20 protein-coding genes are annotated in these 20,744 nt (G+C 72.1%); 7 read left to right on the forward strand and 13 right to left on the reverse strand.

Going from position 1 to position 20,744, the window contains the following annotated elements; translation table 11 throughout:
• Positions 1 to 52 precede the first annotated feature (52 nt).
• Positions 53 to 766 (forward strand): VOC family protein, encoded by a 714-nt coding sequence (locus Asi02nite_RS28010; protein WP_203716916.1) that lies wholly within the window; start codon positions 53 to 55, stop codon positions 764 to 766.
• A gap of 552 nt (positions 767 to 1,318) precedes the next feature.
• On the opposite strand, the gene Asi02nite_RS28015 is transcribed toward Asi02nite_RS28010, so the two are convergent.
• Positions 1,319 to 1,546 (reverse strand): hypothetical protein, encoded by a 228-nt coding sequence (locus Asi02nite_RS28015; protein WP_203716917.1) that lies wholly within the window; start codon positions 1,544 to 1,546, stop codon positions 1,319 to 1,321.
• Positions 1,547 to 1,555: 9 nt separating this feature from the next.
• Entirely contained in the window at positions 1,556 to 2,275 is a 720-nt protein-coding gene (locus Asi02nite_RS28020; protein WP_203716918.1) for a TetR/AcrR family transcriptional regulator, read from the reverse strand.
• A 25-nt stretch (positions 2,276 to 2,300) separates the two neighbouring features.
• Between Asi02nite_RS28020 and Asi02nite_RS28025 the strand changes: the two genes are divergently transcribed.
• Positions 2,301 to 3,263: an alpha/beta fold hydrolase gene (locus tag Asi02nite_RS28025; protein ID WP_203716919.1), complete on the forward strand. Its 963-nt coding sequence runs from the start codon at positions 2,301 to 2,303 to the stop codon at positions 3,261 to 3,263.
• Between the two features lie 119 nt (positions 3,264 to 3,382).
• Here the strand turns inward: Asi02nite_RS28025 and Asi02nite_RS28030 are convergent, their stop codons facing one another.
• Positions 3,383 to 3,544, reverse strand: a complete 162-nt coding sequence (locus Asi02nite_RS28030; RefSeq protein WP_203716920.1) for a hypothetical protein — start codon at positions 3,542 to 3,544, stop codon at positions 3,383 to 3,385.
• Between the two features lie 174 nt (positions 3,545 to 3,718).
• On the opposite strand from Asi02nite_RS28030, the gene Asi02nite_RS28035 reads away from it, so the two are divergent.
• Positions 3,719 to 4,105 (forward strand): VOC family protein, encoded by a 387-nt coding sequence (locus Asi02nite_RS28035; protein WP_203716921.1) that lies wholly within the window; start codon positions 3,719 to 3,721, stop codon positions 4,103 to 4,105.
• A gap of 6 nt (positions 4,106 to 4,111) precedes the next feature.
• Here the strand turns inward: Asi02nite_RS28035 and Asi02nite_RS28040 are convergent, their stop codons facing one another.
• Positions 4,112 to 4,972, reverse strand: coding sequence for an alpha/beta fold hydrolase (locus Asi02nite_RS28040; RefSeq protein ID WP_203716922.1), 861 nt, complete (start codon positions 4,970 to 4,972; stop codon positions 4,112 to 4,114).
• 49 nt (positions 4,973 to 5,021) lie between these two features.
• Between Asi02nite_RS28040 and Asi02nite_RS28045 the strand changes: the two genes are divergently transcribed.
• Positions 5,022 to 5,624 (forward strand): TetR/AcrR family transcriptional regulator, encoded by a 603-nt coding sequence (locus Asi02nite_RS28045; RefSeq protein ID WP_203716923.1) that lies wholly within the window; start codon positions 5,022 to 5,024, stop codon positions 5,622 to 5,624.
• 346 nt (positions 5,625 to 5,970) lie between these two features.
• Here the strand turns inward: Asi02nite_RS28045 and Asi02nite_RS28050 are convergent, their stop codons facing one another.
• From Asi02nite_RS28050 to Asi02nite_RS28065, 4 genes are all read right to left on the reverse strand, one after another.
• A complete protein-coding gene (locus tag Asi02nite_RS28050) occupies positions 5,971 to 7,155 on the reverse strand; it encodes a zinc-dependent alcohol dehydrogenase (RefSeq protein ID WP_203716924.1) in 1,185 nt (394 codons plus the stop codon).
• A 28-nt stretch (positions 7,156 to 7,183) separates the two neighbouring features.
• Positions 7,184 to 9,115 carry an acyltransferase family protein gene (locus tag Asi02nite_RS28055; protein ID WP_203716925.1) on the reverse strand — a complete coding sequence of 644 codons (1,932 nt, stop codon included), beginning with the start codon at positions 9,113 to 9,115 and terminating at the stop codon, positions 7,184 to 7,186.
• Positions 9,116 to 9,150: 35 nt separating this feature from the next.
• Positions 9,151 to 10,203 carry a 3-deoxy-7-phosphoheptulonate synthase gene (locus Asi02nite_RS28060; protein WP_203716926.1) on the reverse strand — a complete coding sequence of 351 codons (1,053 nt, stop codon included), beginning with the start codon at positions 10,201 to 10,203 and terminating at the stop codon, positions 9,151 to 9,153.
• Between the two features lie 358 nt (positions 10,204 to 10,561).
• A complete protein-coding gene (locus Asi02nite_RS28065) occupies positions 10,562 to 12,253 on the reverse strand; it encodes a glycoside hydrolase family 43 protein (protein ID WP_203716927.1) in 1,692 nt (563 codons plus the stop codon).
• 99 nt (positions 12,254 to 12,352) lie between these two features.
• Between Asi02nite_RS28065 and Asi02nite_RS28070 the strand changes: the two genes are divergently transcribed.
• Positions 12,353 to 13,072 (forward strand): OBAP family protein, encoded by a 720-nt coding sequence (locus Asi02nite_RS28070; protein ID WP_203716928.1) that lies wholly within the window; start codon positions 12,353 to 12,355, stop codon positions 13,070 to 13,072.
• Here Asi02nite_RS28070 and Asi02nite_RS28075 read toward each other — a convergent pair.
• The 5 genes from Asi02nite_RS28075 to arfA are packed head-to-tail and all read right to left on the reverse strand — an operon-like array spanning position 13,069 to position 18,632.
• Complete coding sequence (locus tag Asi02nite_RS28075) at positions 13,069 to 14,046, reverse strand: glycoside hydrolase family 43 protein (RefSeq protein WP_203716929.1); 978 nt, start codon at positions 14,044 to 14,046, stop codon at positions 13,069 to 13,071. The genes Asi02nite_RS28070 and Asi02nite_RS28075 overlap by 4 nt on opposite strands.
• A complete protein-coding gene (locus tag Asi02nite_RS28080; RefSeq protein ID WP_203716930.1) occupies positions 14,043 to 14,867 on the reverse strand; it encodes a carbohydrate ABC transporter permease in 825 nt (274 codons plus the stop codon). The genes Asi02nite_RS28075 and Asi02nite_RS28080 overlap by 4 nt, the downstream gene beginning before the upstream one ends.
• Positions 14,867 to 15,772: a carbohydrate ABC transporter permease gene (locus Asi02nite_RS28085; protein WP_239127173.1), complete on the reverse strand. Its 906-nt coding sequence runs from the start codon at positions 15,770 to 15,772 to the stop codon at positions 14,867 to 14,869. Before Asi02nite_RS28085 ends, Asi02nite_RS28080 begins: the two co-directional genes overlap by 1 nt.
• A gap of 2 nt (positions 15,773 to 15,774) precedes the next feature.
• Positions 15,775 to 17,121, reverse strand: a complete 1,347-nt coding sequence (locus Asi02nite_RS28090; RefSeq protein ID WP_203716931.1) for an ABC transporter substrate-binding protein — start codon at positions 17,119 to 17,121, stop codon at positions 15,775 to 15,777.
• Complete coding sequence (gene arfA / locus Asi02nite_RS28095; protein WP_203716932.1) at positions 17,118 to 18,632, reverse strand: arabinosylfuranosidase ArfA; 1,515 nt, start codon at positions 18,630 to 18,632, stop codon at positions 17,118 to 17,120. The genes Asi02nite_RS28090 and arfA overlap by 4 nt, the downstream gene beginning before the upstream one ends.
• A gap of 90 nt (positions 18,633 to 18,722) precedes the next feature.
• On the opposite strand from arfA, the gene Asi02nite_RS28100 reads away from it, so the two are divergent.
• Both Asi02nite_RS28100 and Asi02nite_RS28105 read left to right on the forward strand, forming a co-directional pair.
• Complete coding sequence (locus Asi02nite_RS28100; RefSeq protein WP_203716933.1) at positions 18,723 to 19,724, forward strand: LacI family DNA-binding transcriptional regulator; 1,002 nt, start codon at positions 18,723 to 18,725, stop codon at positions 19,722 to 19,724.
• A gap of 88 nt (positions 19,725 to 19,812) precedes the next feature.
• A partial coding sequence (locus Asi02nite_RS28105; protein ID WP_203716934.1) for a beta-ketoacyl synthase N-terminal-like domain-containing protein occupies positions 19,813 to 20,744 on the forward strand: 932 nt, incomplete at its 3' end.

Raw genomic sequence — 20,744 nt, forward strand, 5'->3', positions numbered from 1 at the left:
TCGGGCACGATGCTTGTCATCTCATCTCATCGCCGTGACGAGGGAGTCGATGATGATCGGAAAGCTGGAGTCGGTGGTCGTGGACGCCGCCGACATCGCCGGGCTGTCGGCGTTCTACCAGGGTCTGGCCGGGTGGAAGGAGACCTGGTCCAGCCCGGAGTGGCTCACGCTGGTGACGCCCGACGGGTGGCGGATCGACCTGCAGGCGGCGCCCGACCACCGGCCGCCGTCGTGGCCCGGGCAGGAGCGCCCGCAGCAGGCCCACCTCGACCTGCGGGTGCCCGACCTCGAGGCGGGCCTGGCCCGCGCGGTCGCTCTCGGCGGCACCCTCCTGCGCCGCAACGAGTCCTGGCTGACGATCGCCGACCCGGCGGGTCACCCGTTCGACCTGTGCCTGAAGGCCGACGACCCCGAAACAACGCTGGCGGGCGTGATGCTCGACTGCCCGGACGCGTCGTTGCTGAGCGCGTTCTACGTGGAGTTACTCGGCAAGCCCGTGACCTACACGGGCGACGGCATCGCGATGATCGGCGAAGACGGCGACCACCCGGTGCTGTTCCAACAGGTGGCCGACTATGCGGCGCCGCGTTGGCCGGATCCGGCCTATCCGCAGCAGTTCCACTTCGATGTGCAGGTCGAGGACCTGGACGCGGGGGAGCGGGCAGCGGTGGCGGCGGGGGCGACCCGACTACCGGCGGGCTCGGACACGTTCCGGGTCTTCACAGACCCGGCGGGCAAGCCTTTCTGCCTGACGAGCCCGGAATAACCGAGAGCTCAGTCGCCGCCGCGGCGCGGATGCCGGGTGTCGGTTGCGCGGGCGCAGGCGCCGCAGCGGCGCTGGCGTCCTCGCCCGACCCGGGCGCGGGGGTGCCGGGCGCCGACGCCGCGTCCCGTCCACGCTCGGCGACACGAAGTTCGCCTGGGACGGCCCGCCGGTGCCGCCGTCGGCTCGATGTCAGTTGGTAGGACACGTTCGGCTTGTCGGCCGAGGCGGGCGACGCGTTCCTGGTTGACGAGCCTGGAATGGCGGGCGCCGGCCGCCCCGCGCCGGCCGGATGCCGTGCCGTGTCTCGGGGCGGTTGGGCCGGCTCCGTGGTCGGACAGGTCTCGGCTTCGTGGGGCCAGGCGGGCGAGCGTTCCTGGCTGAGCCTGGAATAGCCGTGGGCATCCTCGTCGCCGCGGCGCGGATGCCGTGCCGTGTCTCGGGGCGGTTGGGCCGGCTCCGTGGTCGGACACGTTTCGGCCTCGCGGCCCAGGGCGAGCCGTCGGGCTGGGGAGCTCGGCGCGGAGAAAGGTGTGGAGCTCGATGGGTCCCCGGCTACGTCGGGGGACGCGGTGGGTCGTCGCGGGGTGGGGTGGTGCGTTGCTCGTGCAGCTGGATCTCCAGGCGGGAGCGGTGCGCGCCCGGGTTGTAGACCTCGTCCATCGGGCCGAGCAACCCGCCGCCGATGCCGCGTCGGCGGACTCGGGCCGCGAGCCATGCCAGCGCGCCCAGCACCGCGACGAACGCGGCGGCCAAGGCGAGCAGGACGGCTACATCGGACACCTGGCCACCCTACGTGCGGAGGCCGGCGGTGAGGAGGTGCACAGCTGAGGTCAGGGCAGCTCGGGGGTTCTCCTGCCAGTTCGGCGTGGGCGGCGCGAGGCTGGTCGAGTGCGGGTAGCGGTCGCGCAGGTCCGGGACGTGTGCCTGGATCGCCCTCGCGCGGGCGAGCCACTCGGCCGCGCCCGCGTTTGACATGCGGTCGTAGTCGGCGGTCGTCGCCGCCGTGGCGCGGACCGTCGCGTAGAGCATCGTGATCGCGGTCGTGCGGCGGTCGGTCGGCACCGACCACGCCGCGAGAATCGCGGCCAGGCGTTCCAGCCAGTCCCGTTCGTTGGGGCCCTGGCTCGCCTCCGCCCACGGGCGCTCGGCCAGCCACGGGTGCGCCACGTAGAGGTCGAACAACCTGGCTGACCAGGCCAGCAGCGCCTCGGCCAGGGAGTCCGGCGGGTCCATCCAGGACGGCAGCGCGCTCGCCTGGTCCTGCATCAGGGCGAGGAGGTGCTCCTTCGTGCCCACGTACGGGTAGAGCGCCATCGCCGTGCGGCCCAGGCGCGTCGCGATCGCGCGGGTGGAGACCGCGGCCAGGCCGTCGGCGTCGGCCAGGGCGATGCCGACGGCCAGGATCTCGTCGAGGTCGAGTTGCTGCGCCGGTCCGCGGCGCGGGGTGGGCAGCGTGCTGCCGCGGTGCCGCCAGAGGCGGCGGATGTGGGCGTCGATGTCCGTCGGCATAGTCCTTACAGTGTATAGTGTTTCCATGACGACCGCACGCACGCACGACGGCACGACGATCGACGTGACAGTCCGCGGTGCCGGGCCGACCGTTCTGATCCCCGTCAGCACCACCCCGATCGAGGGCGAGGCCGCGGAAAGGTTGCGCGCCTGGGGTGCCGATCCGGCGCTCGGGCACAACCTGGTCACGGGCCTGGTCGAGGCCGGCTTCCGGGTGGTCTCCGCCGACTACGAGGGCCACCTGGCCGACCACCCCAAGCCCGACACCCTGACACCCGACACCGTCGCGGCCGACCTGCTGGCCGTCGCGGACGCGGCGGGGGCCGAGCGCTTCGCCTACTACGGCTACTCGTGGCTGGCCCTGTCCGGCCTGCAGCTCGCGCTGCGCACCGACCGGCTCACCGCGCTGGCGATGGGCGGCTACCCACCGCTCGGCGGCCCCTCCGACGCGATGCTCACGGTCACGAACGCCACCTACGCGATGGCGATGGCAAATGAGCGCCGGACGCGGGTCGAGCCCGAAAGCGCGCCGACGGCCCGGTTGTTGTCACCCACCCCGAGCGACGGCACTGCGGGCCAGAACCCGAACAGCACGGACGACGCGAGCGTCGCCTCGGCCGAGCCCGGTGACTGGGACGCGGCCGAGGTCACGATCAGTCCGGAGCGGGCCCGGCAGTTCGTCACGCTCTATGAGTCACTGCGCGGCTTCGACGAGCGGTCGGCCCTGGCCCGGCTGACCGTTCCCCGACTGGCCTTCGCCGGCGCCGACGACAACATCACCTACAGCCCGAAGTGGGGTGACGCCTACGTCGCGATCGGCGAGGCCCTGACCGCGCACCGCGCGGAGCTGGAAGCGTCGGGCTGGACGGTCACCATCGTCCCCGGCGCCGACCACATGAGCGCCATGCGCGCGGAGACGGTCCTGCCAATCCTGGCCCCCTGGCTGACCCGCTCGACACCGCAGGCGGCCGGCACCTCACCGCGGTAGGGCCGGCGGGAGCCAGGCGGGCGCGCCCCACCGCCGCTACCCGGCATCGGCGACGGGTCCGTCGCGGTCACGAGTGCGGCGATGACCATCGTCGTCATCGTGAGACGTCCCATCGGGGTTCATGAGGCGCGTCGGGCCGGCTGCACCAGCAGAAGTACCAGCACCGCGCTGAACCCGAACGAGGCCGCGTCGAGCAGCAGCACCGTTTTGGGCGAGGCCGTCGACGGGTCGCTTTCCTGCGCCGCGCCGTTGTTGCTGTTCGTCCCCGAGTCACTGTTCATCGGGCGGGGCGGTCGCGCTGACGGTGGTCGTGGTCGGCCTGGCACCCGCCGAACAGGCCGCGGACCGCGACGGAGCCAAGGCGTGCGACGGAGCGAAGGCGCGCGACGGAGCCCAGGCGCGGGACCCGCCCCTCGGCGGGCGTGACCAGCCCAGGAGGCTTAGGCTGACCCGCCATGGTGTCGTTTGTGAGGAACGTTTCGTTCGACTGCCCGGACCCGTACGCTCTCGCGCTGTTCTGGTGCGACGTCATCGGTCACCCGCTCGACCCGGAGTTCCGCCCCGGCGACGAGGAGGTCGCGATCGACCCTCCCGACGGCCCGCGGCTCTACTTCCAGGCCGTGCCGGAAGCCAAGATCGTGAAGAACCGGGTGCACGTCTGCCTCCAGCCCGCCGATCGCGACCGCGACGCCGAGGTCGAGCGGGTCGTGGCGGCCGGTGCCCGGATCGACGGCGACTACCGCAACGCCGACGGCACCGGCTGGGTCGTGCTGCTCGACCCCGCCGGCAACGAGTTCTGCCTGACGCGGTCCGACGCCGAGCGGGCGGCGGCGAACCACTGACGCCAATTAGCTCACGCCCGCGGTGAACGTGCGGATGCGGTCGACCACCACGCCGGGGGAGTGCACCGGCAGGTCGTGCCCCGCGCCCGCGACCACCTCGACCCGCGCCGTCGGCACGAGCGAGCGTAGCCGTGTCGCGACCGCCTCCGCGGCGTAGAGCTGGCTGCGGGCACCGAGCAGGACCAGCAGCGGTACGCCGTGCAGCGCGCGCACCATCTCGTCGGTCAGCGGCGGCGGCACCGGCAGGCGGCGGCGGAACCGCATGCTCGCGCGCAGCAGCGGCATCAGCTTGTCGTCGCGCAGGGTCGCGTTGCGCAGCGGGCCCGCCAGGCGGTGCCGGACTCCGCGCGGTGTGAGCGCCGCCAGCCCTCCGGCGACGACCCAGGCGAGAAAGGCGGGCGTGACCCGGCCGAGGCCGGCGGGGTCGAGCAACGAGATCGAGGCGGCGCGGTCGGTGGCCTGGAGCGCGATCCAGCCCCCGGGCGAGCAGCCGACCAGGTGGGCGTGCGGCACCTCCAGTGTGGACAGCACCGCGCGGAGCCAGGCCCCGAGATCCGCCCCGCCGGTGATCGGGCGCTGCTGGGCCGACCCGCCCGGCTCGCCCACCGGGTCGATCGCGATCACCGGCCGGTCGGCGGCGAGCGCGGCCACGTGCCGGTGCCACATCAGGGAGTTGCCGCCCGCACCCGGCAAGAGCACGAACGGGACGCCGGTCGACGGGCCGCAGCGGTACGCCCTGGTCGGGCCGTAGGCCGTCGGCACGTCGACGGCCGAGTAGGGGACCGGCCACAACCGGGAGAACGACCGTTCGTAGCCCGCGCGGAACGTGTCCGCGGCCTGGACGCTGGTGAACTCGCTGATCGCCACGCCGACACCCTTCGCCGCGGTTTATTTGATACGAGCGTATCATCAAACCGTGCCCAAGCGCGTCGACTATGACCAGCGCCGCCGCGAGATCGGTGCCGCCCTGCTCCGCATCGCCGACACCCGCGGGCTGCAGGCGGCCAGCATGCGCGAGGTGGCCGCGGAGGCCGGCGTCTCGCTGCGGCTGGTGCAGTACTACTTCCGCACCAAGGACGAGCTGCTCCTCGCCGGCCTCGGCTACCTGGGCGAGGAACTCTCCGCCCGCGTCGAGCGGCACATCCCGCGACCGCCGACCCCGCGCGGCATGGTCACCGGCACCCTCACGGCGGTCCTCCCGACGGACGCCGAGGGCCGCCGGCTCACCCGCACGTACGCCGCCTACTACGCGCTCGCCCTGGCCGAGCCGAAGCTGGCGGCGCAGCACGGCGCCACCTATCCCGACCTGCTCGAGCGCTTCCTCGCCAACCAGATCCGGTCGGCCCAGGAGGCCGGTGACGTCGACGCCGCGCACGACCCCGCCACCGTGGCCGCCGGGCTGCTCGCCCTCACCAACGGCCTCGGCTCCAGCGTCCTCGGCGGCCAGCGCGACGGCGCCGCCGCCCAGGCGATCCTCACGTATCACCTCGACGGGCTTTTCGGCGGATCGCGGCCCTGAAGGTGCGGCACGGCAGCGGGCCGCGTGGTCGAGCATGTCGCGGCCCGCCTCCAGCGGGCGTCGACCGCGTCGCGGTGCGCGCAGAACGCCGCCCGCCCGGCGCCGTGATCAGGTCGCGGATGCCGACCAGCGCCAGCCCCGCGTCCTCGGGCAGGAGGACCGCGACGACCCGCTCCACATCGGACAGCGGGTAACGGCACCAGCCCGCCGCCGGGCCGGCTCAACGACCGCCGAGATCCGAGGTGGTCACCCCACCGGATCTCGGCGGCCTGCGACACCATCGCGTGGCGGAACGACCAGCGCGACCGGGCTCGGCGCGGCGACCTGCTGCTGGTCGTCACGAGCGCTACGGCTTGAGGACCACCTTCACGCAGCCGTCCTCCTTGTTCTTGAACATGTCGTAGCCGCGCACCGCCTCGTCGAGCGGCAGCCTGTGGGTGGTCAGGTCCTCGACGCCGAGCGGGTCGCCGTCGCCGGTCAGCGCCGGCATGATCTCGTCGACCCAGCGGCGCACGTGGGCCTGGCCCATCCGGATCGTGATGCCCTTGTCGAACAGGTCCAGCATCGGGAACGGGTCGGCCTGGCCGCCGTACACGCCGATGATCGAGACCGTGCCGGCGCGCCGTACGCAGTCGAACGCGGTCTTCAACGCCGCCATCCGGTCGACGCCGAACTTCTCGATCGCCGAGCGGGCCCACGAGTCCGGCAGCATGCCCGCGGCCCGCTGCGCGAACTCCTGGAACGGCGAGCTGTCCGCCTCCATCCCGACCGCGTCGATCACGCCGTCGGCGCCCCGGCCGCCGGTCAGGTCGAGCACCGCCGCGGGGATGTCGTCCACCTCGGACGGTGACAGCACCTCGATGCCGTGCCGTCGCGCCATCGCGATCCGCTCCGGCACGCTCTCCACGGCGATCACGCGCTCCGCGCCGAGGAACCGGGCGACCCGCGCCGACATCTGCCCGATCGGCCCGAGGCCGATCACGACGACGGTGGAACCGGGCGACACGTCGGCGTAGCGCACGGCCTGCCACGCGGTCGGCAGCACGTCCGACAGGAACAGGAACCGCTCGTCCGGCGGCCCCTCCGGCACCTTGATCGGGCCGAACTGCGCCTGCGGCACCCGCAGGTACTCGGCCTGCCCGCCGGGCACCTGCCCGTACAGCTTGGTGTAGCCGAACAGCGCGGCTCCCTTGCCGTACTCGCGGACCTGGGTGGTCTCGCACTGCGCCATCCAGCCGCGCTCGCACATCCAGCAGGTGCCGCACGAGATGTTGAACGGCACCACGACCCGGTCGCCCGGCGCGATCCCCGTGACGCCGGACCCCACCTCCTCGACCACACCCATCGGCTCGTGCCCGAGCACGTCACCGGCGTCGAGGTAGGGGCCGAGGACGTCGTAGAGGTGCAGGTCGGAGCCGCAGATGGCGGTCGAGGTGAGGCGTACGATCGCGTCGGTCGGCTCCTGGATCTTCGGATCCGGGACGGACTCCACGGACACCTTCGCGGTGCCCTGCCATGTCAAAGCCTTCATCCAGCAGGCATGCCCGCAGAGACGCGAACTATGCGCCCGTCGTGGCGATCCGGGCGAGTCGGGGCAACAGCCACGGAGCTATCACCTGTTGTACGCCCTCCGGGGTGAAATGCAGGCCGTCGCTGCGGATCCGCACGCCTCCGACGTCCCAGGTGAACCGCCCGCCCGGGCACACCATGGCCTTGAGGTCGAGCACGGTGGCCCCGCGCTGCCCGGCGACCGTGGTCAGCACCCCGTTCCAGGCGTCGACCCGGCCCGGCTCGTCCTCGGGCCACAGGCCGCCGTCCGGGCGTTCGGCCCGCCGGGTGTACGGCGCGGTCAGCACCACGACATGACCACCGCGGGAGCCGACGACATCGATCGCCAGGTTGAGCTCGCGGGTCAGGTACGCGTCGAACTCCGGCTGGCCGACGTGCTGGTAGCGCCCGTTGAGCCTGCGGTCCATCAGCTCCCACCGGTCCAGCAGGATCACGGCGACGTCCGGGTCGTCGGTGCCGATGTCGCGCCGCCAGCGCTGGTCCCACGTGTCGCAGCCGGGATAGTTCGGGTGCGGCGCGCCGACGTACACGATCTCCGGCAGCCGGGCGATCCCGCAGCCGGGCACGCCGCGCGCGAACACCTGGAGCTTGTCCTGCCTGGGCAGGTACGTGCCGAGCGACCATGACACGGAGTCACCCATGACGGCGATCCGCGGGAGTGCGCCGGGGGTGCGTCCCGGGCGGTGGATCGGCGGCCGCGCGGAGGCGCTCGGCCCGGGCCGAGCCTCGTCGAAGGCGATCCGCGGTGCCGGCCGGGCCGGCGGCGGCACGGTCAGCAGCACCGCGGCCAGGGCGGTGGCCAGCGCGGCGGTCACCCCGGCGGCCGCGCCGAGGCGGGGCCGCCGCCGCGTCCAGCGGGCCGTCCGCACCGGCCGCTCGACCAGCACGTAGGAGGCGGTCGCGACGAGGAAGACCGCCGCGAGCCGCACGCCCAGCAGCGGCAGGCCGGCCAGCCCGGTGCGGTCGGCGGTGAGCCAGCCGAACAGGGGCCAGTGCCAGAGATAGAGCCCGTACGAGATCCGCCCGACCGCCACCAGCGGCGCCAGCGCCAGCACCCGGGCGGTCGGCGAGCGGGGACTGACGACCGCGTGCGCGATCACCGCGGCGGTGGCCAGCGCGACCAGCGTGAGCCCGCCGCGGAAGAGCCACCCGTCGCCGCCTTCCGCGGTCGTCCAGAGCAGCCCGGTCACGGCGACGCCGGCGGCCGCCAGCGCGCCGAGCACCACGTGCCGCCCGGCGACACCGACCCGCCCGACCAGCAGCACCGCGAGCCCGCACCCGACCAGCAGCGTCACCGCCCGCGTGTCGGTGCCGTAGTAGTCCCGGTCCACGTCGGCCGGCGTGAAGAGCAGCGCCGACGCGAGCGCGGACGCGACCGCGCCGGCCAGACAGATGACGAGCAGGACCAGCCGGGTACGCCGCCCGCGCGCGATCGCCACCGCGGCCAGGAAGACCAGCGGCCAGACGAGGTAGAACTGCTCCTCGATGCCGAGCGACCAGGTGTGCGCGAGTGGGGAGGGGGCCCCGGTCGCCGCGAAGTAGTCGCCGTCGCGGGCCATCATGCGCCAGTTGGCGACGTAGGCCACCGCGGCCAGCGAGTCGAGCCGCAGCGCCGGCAACTCGGCCGGCGGCAGCAGCCAGCGCGACACGATCACCACGGTGACCAGCACGAGCAGGAGCGCCGGCAGCAGCCGCCGGGCCCGCCGGCCCCAGAACGCCACGAGGTCGGTCCGGCCGGTCGCCGTCCGCTCGGCGAGCAGCAACGACGTGATCAGGAAGCCGGACAGCACGAAGAACGCGTCGACGCCGAGGAACCCGCCGGGCAGCGCGGCCACTCCGCCGTGGAAGAGCAGCACGGCCAGGACGGCGAAGGCCCGGACCCCGTCGAGCGCAGGTTGGTACGGAAAGCGCGCCCCGGACATTTGGGACTAAACCTACCGGGGCGCGCGCCCGCACATCACCGCCGCGCGCGAACCGCCCCCGCCAGTTCGTCCAGCAGCGTCGCCGTCGTGTCCCAGTCGATGCAGGCGTCGGTGACCGACTGCCCGCGCACCGACCCGCCCGGGTCCTGCCGGCCGGCCACCAGGAAGCTCTCCAGCATCACGCCCGCGATGCCGCGCTCGCCGGCCGCCAGCCGGGCCGCGATGTCGCGTACGACGCCGGGCTGCCGGTTGTGGTCCTTGCCGCTGTTGCCGTGACTGGCGTCGATCATCAGCCGCTCCGGCAGGCCGGCCTTGCCGAGCTTGGCCAGCGCGTCCGAGACGTGCGCCGCCGAGTAGTTCGGCCCGCTCGCGCCGCCGCGCAGCATCAGGTGGCAGTCCGGGTTGCCGGTCGTGGTGACCAGGGCGGCGATCCCGTCGAGGTTGATGCCCATGAACACGTGGCTGGCCGCCGCGGCCCGGATGCCGTCGACCGCGTCGCCGATGTCGCCCGAGGTCGAGTTCTTGATCCCGATCGGCATCGACAGCCCGCTGCAGAGCTGCCGGTGGGTCTGGCTCGCCGCCGTCCGAGCGCCGATCGAACCCCAGCTCACGATGTCCGCGATGAACTGCGGCGTGATCGGGTCGAGGAACTCGCAGCCGACCGGCAGGCCGAGCGCGGAGACGTCCAGCAGGAGCTGGCGAGCGAGCCGCAGGCCGCGGTTGACGTCGAAGCCGCCCGTCATGTCGGGGTCGTTGATCAGACCCTTCCAACCGACGGTGGTACGGGGCTTCTCGAAGTAGGTGCGCATCACCACCCGCAACTCGCCGGAGAGCTCGTCGGCGACCTTCGCGAGGCGTTGGGCGTATTCCAGGCCGGCGTCCGGGTCGTGGATCGAGCAGGGGCCGACGATCACCAGCAGGCGGTCGTCGCGCCCGTCGAGCACGTCGGCGACCTCGGCGCGACCGCGGCCGACCACGTCGGCGACCTCGGGGGTGACCGGGAACTCGTGGCGGAGCAGCGCGGGAGAGATCAACGGGCTCATCCGGGCGATGCGGGCGTCATCGAGCGCCGCGGCGGTGACAGACATGGCGTCCTCTCATGGGCGAGCCGCCCTCGGACGCGTCCGAGCCGGCTCAGTGATCCGGCTCGGGGGTGAAGGTCAGCGCAGCGGTACGCCCGCCGACCCCACCCGGGCCGGAGGTGTAAACCAATACTGGCGCTGCACGGCCGCAACGTTAGCAGGCACGGTCCTGAAGAACCGCGCCGGACCACCCCCAGGGGTGTCGCGTGGATCACGGCGGCACTCCGCCGGGCCCAGACGACGACCGACCGCACGCGGAGCCGGGCCGGATACAACACCGGTATCCGACCCACCTCCGCGCACGCCCGGACGCCGCCTGGACCTCGGCGGAGCACCACCCTGATCCACGCGACACCCCTGGAGATCAGCGATACAACCGCACGTAGTCGAAGAGGGCCGTCGCCGGTGGGTTGTCGCCGCCGTGGGCGACGAGTCCGATTCGGGGGGCCGGGCCGGCCGGGAAGGTCCACACCCCACCCCACGTCCAGTGGCGGCCGTCGAGGCTGGTGGCCGCCCGGTACTCGTGCTCGCCCGTGCGGTCGGTCCGGTGGGCCAGGCGCAGCCAGGTCGTGTCGGCCGGGGGTGTCTCGACCATCCCGCCGTAGGAGAGGCCGCCGGCGTACGGGAGTTCCCGCCCGTACTCGATCTGGCGCGTGTTCCAGATCGCGACGTGGCTCAGCCGGGCGAAGTCGTCGTCGCCGGCGTAGATCACCAGGCCGGCCTGCTGGTAGTTGCGGACCGTGTCGACGCCCAGGTCGATCGACAGCTTCGTCTCGACGACCCAGTCGCCGGCGGGCGCGTCCCGCACGAGCACGCTGGCGTCGTTGCCGGGACCGACCAGGTCGGCCGCCTGCGTGGGCCAGCGCAGCGCTCCGCCGGTCACCGTCGCGTCGGGATCGGGCCGGACCCAGGACCACCCCGGGGACAGCCCGGCCGAGAACTCGTCGGACCACACCAGCCGCTTCGGCGTGACGGACCACGGCTTGTCGGGCGCGCCCGGGTCGGAGGCCCAGCGCCCGCCGCGTACGGTCGGCCAGCCGTCCACCCAGTCCAGCCGGTCGACCAGCATCGGCCGCCGGTTGATCCCGAACGGCTCGTCGAGGTACGGCGCGCCGCGGTCGATCGCGTGGTAGACGAACCAGTCGCGCCCCCGCTCGTCGGTGACCACCGCGTTGTGCCCGGTGCCGATCCAGCGGTTGCCGTTGGGCTGGATCACCGGCGTCCCGCCGACCCGCGAGGCCAGCAGCGAGTGGCCGTCCCGGTCGACGAACGGCCCGGTGGGGCTCTTCGACCGGCCCGCGAACACGCTGTAGCCGGTGGTGGGCCCGGCGCAGCAGTTGGCCGCGGAGCCGAACAGGTAGTACCAGCCGCCGCGCCGGACCACGTACGCGCCCTCGTAGCGGTTGTCGATCGTCACCTGCGTGGCCGCGCCGGTGACCCGCAGGCCGTCGGGGGACAGGGGCACGGTCCAGATCCCGCCGAAGTACGAGCCGTAGTAGAGCCAGCGCTGCCCGGTCGCGTCGGTAAGCCCGGCCGGGTCGAACGTCCACAGGAACCCGCCGCCGGCCGCCGGGCGGGGGCCGACCAGCGGCGCGCCGGAGTCGGTCCACGGGCCGGCGGGACCGGGCGCGGTGGCCACGCCGATCGCCGAGTCGTCGCCGGGGTTGAGGGTCGTGTCGGTGACCGTGTAGTAGAGCAGCCAGCGGTCGCCGGCACGCCGGATGTCCGGTGCCCACAGGCCCGCCGTCGGGGTCGCCCAGGCCGGCCGGTTGGCCGCGGTGAACGCGTCGCCCACATAGGACCAGCGGGCGAGGTCCGTCGAGCGCAGGACCGGCAGCAGGTGCGGCGTGCCCTCACCGGAGCGGAGGGGGTCGCTGGTGCCGTACGCGTACCAGAAGCCGTCGTCGCCGCGGATCACCGCCGGGTCGGCGAAGGTGTCGGCGACGCCGGCCGTGACCGGGTTGCGCGGCGTCCGGTGTGGAGCGGCGGAGGCGGGGGCCGCGGCGGTCACCAGCGCGAGGCCGGCGAGCACGGCGACGATCGGCAGTCGACGCATCCACCACCTTTACAACGTTGCATTCATCGTTGTAAAGATGGTTGGGACGGCTGATCACGGGTACGCAGCCCGGACCCGGCGAGGAAGAGGAGGCTCGACGTGCCCGTCCAGCCAGCGATCAAGACCCGACGCAGCCCGACCGCCCCGGCCGGCGAGTCCAAGGGCGCCTGGCGCGCGATCCTCGAGCAGGGCGCGCACCTGCTCCAGACCAGCGCGCCGATGTCGGGTTTCGACGTCTATGTCGTCGGCTTCCACTGTGCCAAGGGCGAGCCTGACTTCCAGATGGAGGCGCACCACTTCTGCCGGGTCGTCAACGACGACGTGCTGCAGTGCGTGCTGTTCGACGGCAACACGAAGGACGCGAACCTGATCGGCGTGGAATACATCATCTCCGGCCGGCTGTTCGACACGGTTCCCGCGGAGGAGCGCGGCTACTGGCACCCGCACAACTTCGAGGTGCTCTCCGGCGAGCTCGTCGCGCCCGGGCTGCCCGCGGCGGCGGAGAAGGCGCTGATGAAGCAGCTGATGAACTCGTACGGCAAGACGTGGCACACCTGGCACACCCACAGCGCCGGCGGCCACGGCGGGATGCCGCTGCCGTTCGGCGACCCGAAGCTGATGTGGTCGTTCAACCGGGACGGCGAGGCCGACGAGTCGATCAAGCAGGACCGCAACGAGGCGATGGACATCGACGTCGCGAAGACCCGCGCCGACCGCCAGTCGCTGCTGCCGCTCGCGGAGCCGCAGTGGGGAGTCGACGACATGAAGGACGACTTCACCGGCACCACCCCGGTGCCCGGCGTCGTCGCCAGACACTAGGGCAGCGCTTGCGGGCCGTCCGTCGGTCCGCGGACGACCGGCCGGCCGTCGGTCCAGACCACCTCGTCCAGCCAGACCTGCCGGCCGGGGTCGACCGCGCCCTCCTGGCCGGCGGGCCAGGCGTGGTAGAGCAGCCAGGTGCGGCCGTCCTTCTCCACCATCGACGCGTGCCCCGGCCCGGACGCGCGGCCGGCGGACGCCAGGATCGGGTTCTCCGGCGCCTTCCGGCACGGGCCCGCCGGCGAGTCGCAGACCGCGTAACCCTCCGCGTAGGACGACCGGTCGTACGCGTTGGCCGCGTAGAACAGGAACAGCCCCTCGGGCCGGCGCCAGAGGAAGGGTCCCTCGACGACCGCACCCTCCCACGCCTCCGTCTGCTTGATCAACCGCGCGGGCGCGCCCGCCAGCGTCTCTCCGGACGGCGCGAGTGGCTGCGACCAGATCCAGGTGTCCGCACCGACCGCGTTGCCGTCGTTCTTCCACAGCAGGTGCAGTGAGCCGTCGGAGTCGCGGAACGGGCTCGCGTCGATCGACCCACCCAGCGCGGCCTGGCAGACCAGCGGCGCGTCGGCATCGTCCACATAGGGCCCGGCCGGGGCGCGCGCGACCGCCCGCCCGACGCACTGACGGCCGGTCGCGGCCGACGCGGCCGTGTAGTAGAGCACGTACCGGTCCGCCGCCACCGCCAGCACCTCCGGCGCCCACGTCTTCCCGCCGACGGCCCACGACCCGAGCGCCGGCAACGCGTCGCCGGCCGGCGACCAGGTCACCAGGTCCGGCGAGGTCAGCACCGGCACGTTCGCGGCCGGCGTGTTCGTGTGGAACAGAAACCAGGCCTCGCCGACCCGGATCGCCTGCGGATCGGGGGCGTCCGACGCGTACACCGGGTTGGTGAACGTCGGCGCCGGCTCGTCACCGGCGCAGCCGCCGAGGGCGGCCGCCACCACCGTCGCCACCAGAACCCTCCGGATCATCCCTTGAGACCGCTGCGGGACACGCCCGCGATGATGTGCCGCTGCGCCAGCACGAACAGCACGATCGCCGGCACGCTGGCCAGGACCGCGCCGGCCATCACGACCGGGTAGTCGGTCTGGTAGGCGCCCTGCAGCAGGCCGAGGCCGGCCGGCAGGGTGAGCTGGTCGCCGCTGAACAGCACGAAGATCGGCCAGAGGAAGTCGTTCCAGTTGGTCAGGAACGCCAGCACCGCGAGGGTGGCCAGGGCCGGCTTCGACAGCGGCAGCACGATGCGGGTGAAGATCTGCCACGTGTCGGCCCCGTCCAGCGTCGCCGCCTCCTCCAACTCGCGGGGCAGCGACAGGAAGAACTGCCGGAGGAAGAACACTCCGAACGCGCTGGCCGCGCCGGGCACCACGATCACCGCGAGGGTGTCGAGCCAGCCGAGCGTGTCGACGATCAGGAAGTTCGGGATGATCTGCGTGGCCGGCGGCACGAACAGCGTGGCCACGATCAGCCCGAAGATCAGGCCGCGGCCGCGGAACCGCATCCGGGCCAGCGCGTACGCCGCCATCGACGCGGTCGTCAGCACGAGCGCGGCCTGCGCGACCGCCGCGAGCATGCTGTTCGCGAACCAGCGCAGCACCGGGTTCTGGGAACCCGCCTGCAGCAACTGCTCGTACCCGTAGGTCTCGATCGGGTCCGGCAGCCAGGTCGACGGGATCCGCTGCGCGTCCGGGTAGGACTTGAGCGAGGTGAGCACCATCCACACCAGCGGCACGGTGAACACCGCGGTGAGCAGGACGAGGGCCGTGTAGAGCCCGATCCGGCGGAGCGCCATCAGTCCTCCCGGTACCGGAAGATGCGGAAGTTGGCGACGCTGACCACGGCCAGCATCAGGGTGAGCGTGATGCTCATGGCGGCGGCGCGGCCGGCGTCGTTCTGCGCGATGCCCTGCTCGACGATGTACCAGACCACGCTGCGGGTCGAGGTGCCCGGCGCGCCCTGCGTGATCAGGTAGGACTGCCCGAACAGGTTGGCCGACGCCAGGATCGTGGTGGTCACCACGAACAGCAGCACCGGCCGCAGCCCCGGCAGGGTCACGTGCCGGAACCGCTGCCACGCCGTGGCGCCGTCGACCTTCGCGGCCTCGTACAGCTCGCCCGGGATGTCCTGCAGCCCGGCCAGGTAGATGACCGCGTTGAAGCCGGCGGTCCACCACACCGTGACACCGACCAGCGAGATCCACGCCCACGGCAGGTCGGTGACCCAGGCGGTGTCGTCGGGCAGCCCGACCAGGCCGAGCAGCCGGTTGACCAGGCCCAGATTGGCGTCGAGCAGGAAGCGCCAGAGCAGGCCGATGACCGCGACGCCGAGCACGTACGGCGCGAAGAACACCGCGCGGAAGAACGTGCGCCCGGGGAACGCCCGGTTGAGCAGCACGGCCAGCCCGAGCGGCAGCACGACCAGCAGCGGCACCGAGAGCAGCGTGAAGATGCCCGTGGCGCCGAGGCTCTCCCACCAGAAGCTGTAGACGACCGAGTTCGAGTCGAACAGGTCCCGGTAGTTGTCGACGCCGACGAACGGCTTGTTCGGGAGCTGGAAGTCCCACTGGTGCAGGCTCAGCCAGACGCCGAGGACCACCGGCAGCAGGGCGAAGACCAGGAACAGCAGCAGGTACGGCGTGAGGAAGAGGTACGGCGTCGCGGCACCGCGACGCCGTACCCTCGCCCTGGTCGGGGCCAAGATCAGGCCCCGTACTTCTTGGCGTTGTCGGCCAGCAGCTGGTTGGCCTTGGCCACGCCGTCGTCCATCGCCTTCTTCGGGTCCTTCTTGCCGAGCACGGCCTCGTTGAAGGCGGTGTAGAAGGTGGTGATCACGTCACCGACACCCGGCAGCGCCGGCGGGAAGGCGGCGTAGTCGAGCTCCGGCGCCAGCTTGCCGACCTCGGTGAGCTGCTGGAAGCCGCTGCTGTCGCGGACCTCCTTGCGGGCCGGCACCTGGCCGCCCGCCGCCCAGTCCAGCGAGTGCTCGCTGAGCCAGTTGATGAACACCTTGGCGGCGGCCGTCTTGTTGGCGTCGGCGCCGCGCTTCTGCTGGACGATCGTGAAGTTGTGCGAGTTGGCCCACGCGGCCTGCTTGGAGCCGATCTGCGGCAGCGGCGCCACGCCCCACTTCACGTCGGGGCTCTTCTTGAGGTCGTTGATCTGCCAGATGCCGTTCCAGTTGAACGCGCTCTTGCCGGCCTTGAACGCGACGTAGTCGGCGTCCTGACCGACGTTGGCCGGCGAGTGCCCGTTCTTGACCAGGTCGACGCACCAGGTGACCGCCTCGACCGCCTCGGGCGAGTTGTAGACGGCCTGGGTGGTGTCGCGGTTGAACAGCGACCCGCCGAACTGGTGCACCAGCGAGTAGCCGGCCATGCCACCGGTGAACTGGAACGGGCTCATCCAGAAGCCCTGGATGTTCTTGGCCTTGAGCGCGGTCAGCGCGGCCTCGAACTCCTGCCGGTTGGTCGGCGGCTTGGCCGGGTCCAGCCCCGCCTGCTCCATCAGGTCCGTGCGGTAGTAGAAGCCGAGCGGGTGCATGTCCAGCGGGATGCCGTACCGCTTGTCCTTGTAGATCCCGCCGTTCCAGACGGTCGCGGCGAAGTCGGCCTCGGTCAGCTCCAGCGCCGACGCCACGTCGTCGAGCGGCTGGATGATCTGCCGCGCGGCGAACGTCGCGAGCTGGTCCATGTGCATGACGGCGATGTCGGGCCCGTTGCCCGACGAGACCGCCCCGGGCAGCTTGGCGTAGTAGTCCTCCCACCGGTAGGTGGCCACGCCGACCTTGATGTTCTGGTGCTCGGTGTTGAACTGGTCGACCAGCTTCTTGAAGATGTCGCCGTCGCCGCCGGTGAAGCCGTTCCACAGGTTGAGGTCGACCTTCGGGCCGGTGTACGTCTTGCCGCCGTCACCCGACGCGGCGGGTGTGTCGTCGTCACCGCCGCAGCCGGCGAGGGTCAGAGCCGCGGCCGTGCCGAGCCCGACACCCAGGCCGAGCACACGGCGGCGGGAGATCAGGTTGTCCTTGGGTCGCTCCTCGGAATTCACAGGGATGGGTTCGCGAAGCGCAGGAGGTTCCAGGAGGCGCCGGGCACGCGTACCCGGGCGATGCCTCCGTCGACCGCGGGCTTTTCCAGCTCGCGGGGGCTGACCCGGTCAGGGGCGTCCGGGGTGTTGACGGCGTCCGGGTCGGCGCCGGCGTCGAGGGTCACGTGCGCCACGCCGGCGATCCCGGGCAGCGCGCGCAGGCCGATCTCGACGACCAGGTCCTCGTCGGACCGGTTGACGGCGAACACGGACAGGTTGCCGCTCTCCTCGTCGTACACGGCGGTGGTGGACAGGGCGTCCACCGCGCCGTAGCGCGCGGTCTCGTGCACCGGCGAGACGGGCTCGGTGCGCAGGACGGTGCCGACCGCGTGCCTCGCGGTCAGCGCGAACGGGTGGAAGATGCTCTGCCGCCAGGCGGGGCCGCCGTTCGTGGTGCGGATCGGGCCGATCACGTTGGCGAGCTGGGCCTGGCAGGCGACGCCGACCCGGTCGGCGTGCCGCAGCAGGGTGACCAGCAGGTCGCCGACCACCACCGCGTCGACCGCGGTGAAGTCGTCCTCGATCAGCGCCGGCGCCTCGACCCAGCCCCGCCGGTCCAGATCCGCCTTCAGACGGGACTGGTACCAGACGTTCCACTCGTCGAACGAGACCTTGAGCTTGCGGCGGTGGCGCTGCTTGGCGGCGACGTGATCGGCGGTGGCGACCACGTCCTCGATGAATCCGTCCATGTCCACGGCCGAGGCGAGGATGCTGGCCCGGTCGCCGTCCGACGGGTCGTAGTAGGTGTGCGCCGAGATGTAGTCGACCTGCTCGTACGCGTGCTCGAGGACGGTCGCCTCCCACTGGCCGAAGGTCGGCATGCCGCGGTTGGAGCTGCCGCAGGCGACCAGGCTGATGGTCGGGTCGACGAGCTTCATCGCCTTGCCGGTCTCGGCCGCCAGCCGGCCGTACTCGTCGGCGGTCTTGTGGCCGACCTGCCAGGGTCCGTCGAGCTCGTTGCCGAGACACCAGAGCTTCACGTCGTACGGGTCGGCGGCACCGTTCTTGCGCCGCAGGTCCGACAGCTCGGTGCCGCCCGGGTGGTTGGTGTACTCGAGGACGTCCAGCGCCTCCTGCACGCCGCGGGTGCCGAGGTTGACGGCCATCATGGGCTCCACGCCGGCCGTCCGCGCCCACGTCATGAACTCGTCGAGGCCGAACTGGTTGGTCTCGATCGTCTTCCAGGCGAGGTCGAGCCGGCGCGGCCGGTCGCCGGCGGGGCCGATCCCGTCCTCCCAGCGGTAGCCGGACACGAAGTTGCCGCCCGGGTAGCGCACCACGCTCACGCCCAGCTCCCGGACCAGGTCGAGCACGTCGCCGCGCAGGCCCAGCGGGTCGGCGGTCGGGTGCCCGGGCTCGTAGACGCCGCCGTAGACGCAGCGGCCCATGTGCTCGACGAACGAGCCGAACAGGCGCCGATCGGCCGGTGCGATCGAGAACGCCGGGTCAACGGTGAGTGAAGCGATGCGCAATGGGCTCAGCCTTTCGGGTGACGTGCAGACTTTCTACAACGTTGTAAAGATGGTCTACGCTGTCGTGGTCGAACCGCGACGGAGGTGGGAGTGCGCAACAGGCTCAAGGACGTCGCGGAGCGTGCGGGCGTGTCGGTCAAGACGGTGTCCAACGTGGTCAACGGCTACGCGCACGTCCGGCCGGAGACCCGCGCCCGGGTCGAGGAAGCCCTCGCCGAGCTGAACTACCGGCCCAACCTCTCGGCGCGCAGCCTGCGCAGCGGCCGCACCGGCGTGATCGCGCTGGCGGTGCCGGAGCTCGACATCCCGTACTTCGCGGAGCTCGCGCGGCACGTCGTCGACGCGGCCGCCACCCACGACTGGACCGTGCTGATCGACCAGACCGGCGGCGTGCCGGAGCGGGAGCGCGTCGTCGCCGACGGCGTGCGGGGCCAGCTCATCGACGGCCTCATCTTCAGCCCGCTCGCGCTGACCGGCGCCGAGCTGGCCCGGCGCGCCGACCCGCGGCCGATGGTGCTGCTCGGCGAGCGCGACGACCACGGCCCGCTCGACCACGTCGCGGTCGACAACGTGGCGGCCGCACGTGAGATCACCACGCATCTGATCGCGTCGGGGCGGCGCCGGATCGCCGCCATCGGCGCGCAGCGGGCCACCTCCGGCGCCAGCGCGAGCATGCGGCTGACCGGCTACAAGCAGGCCCTGGCCGCCGAAGGCATCCGCTTCGACCCACGCCGCGTGGCGTCGGCGGCCAACTGGCACCGGGCCGACGGCGCGACCGCGATGGCCCGGCTGCTGGAGTCGGGCGTACGCCCGGACGCGGTGTTCTGCTTCAACGACACGCTCGCCCTGGGCGCGATGCGCGCGCTGCACGAGCACGGCCTGCGCGTCCCCGACGACGTCGCGGTCGCCGGCTTCGACGACATCGAGGACGGGCGGTTCTCGGTGCCGACGCTGACCACCGTCGTGCCCGACAAGGCGGAGATCGCCCGGCTGGCGGTCGAGCTGCTGGCCAAGCGGCTGGCCACGGGCTCCGACGGTGCGCCGGCCGAGCTGACCGCCGGCTACCGCGTGGACCTCCGGGAGAGCGCCTGACGCGCCCTCCTTGGGGGCATACATCTTATTTGTCCGTTTAGGACGTACGCTCTTCCCCGAACGAGCGACCTTCGGGGAAGGAATGAGCATGATGAGGTCGGCTACCGACGCGCGTGACACCGTCGTCACGGGCATGGGCTTCTGTCTGCCTGGTCTGGGTAAGGCGACGATCACCACCCAGGACGTCTGGGAGATCGTCTCCTCCGGGATGACCGCGATCTCGTCTCGCGACGACGGGGTCTTCTACGGGTCCGTGGACCTGCCACCGGAGAAGTTCTCCGAGTACTTCCCGGAGATCCCGGGCATCTTCGCCGCCCACTTCACCGACACGCACCGCTTCGGCCTCATGTCGTTCCTCGAGGCGTGCACCGACGCGAAGCTCGACGTGCGGGCCGGCGCGCTCGGCGAGGCCGGCATCCTGGTCGGCCGCGGCGGCGTCGACACCAACATCGCCGGCTACCTCAAGGTGCTCAACACCGAGATCGGCGACCTGAACATCATGGAAGCGACCTCGCTGTTCATCGAGAGCTCCATCGCTGTCACCTCGTCGGACGTGGCGCTGGCCCAGTCGGCGTTCGCCCGTACGACCGGGCCCTGCTACACCGCCAACGCCGGCTGCTCGTCGTCGTCCGTGCAGGTCAACAACGCCCGCATGCTGATCAACAGCGGCGCCAGCGACGTGATCGCCGTGACCGGCGTCGACAACTTCTACTACCCGCTGCTCAAGAAGGTCTTCGACCTGGTCAAGATGGTCCAGGACCAGGGTGCCGACACCCGCCCGACCAACGCGCTGCCCGACGAGCCGATCGAGTTCGACCGGCTGATGCGCCCGTACGACAAGCGCCAGGGGTGCGTGAACTACGGCGAGGGCTCGGTCACGCTGATCCTGGAGAGCCGCGAGCACGCCGAGCGGCGCGGCGCGGCCATCTACGGCCAGGTGCTCGGGCAGGCGATCACCCGCGACGGCCTGCCCCACCCGCTGGCCAGCGACCAGACCGGCGGCGGCCTCGTGGCGGCGGT

The organism is Asanoa siamensis (assembly GCF_016862555.1).
GTDB lineage: Bacteria > Actinomycetota > Actinomycetes > Mycobacteriales > Micromonosporaceae > Asanoa > Asanoa siamensis.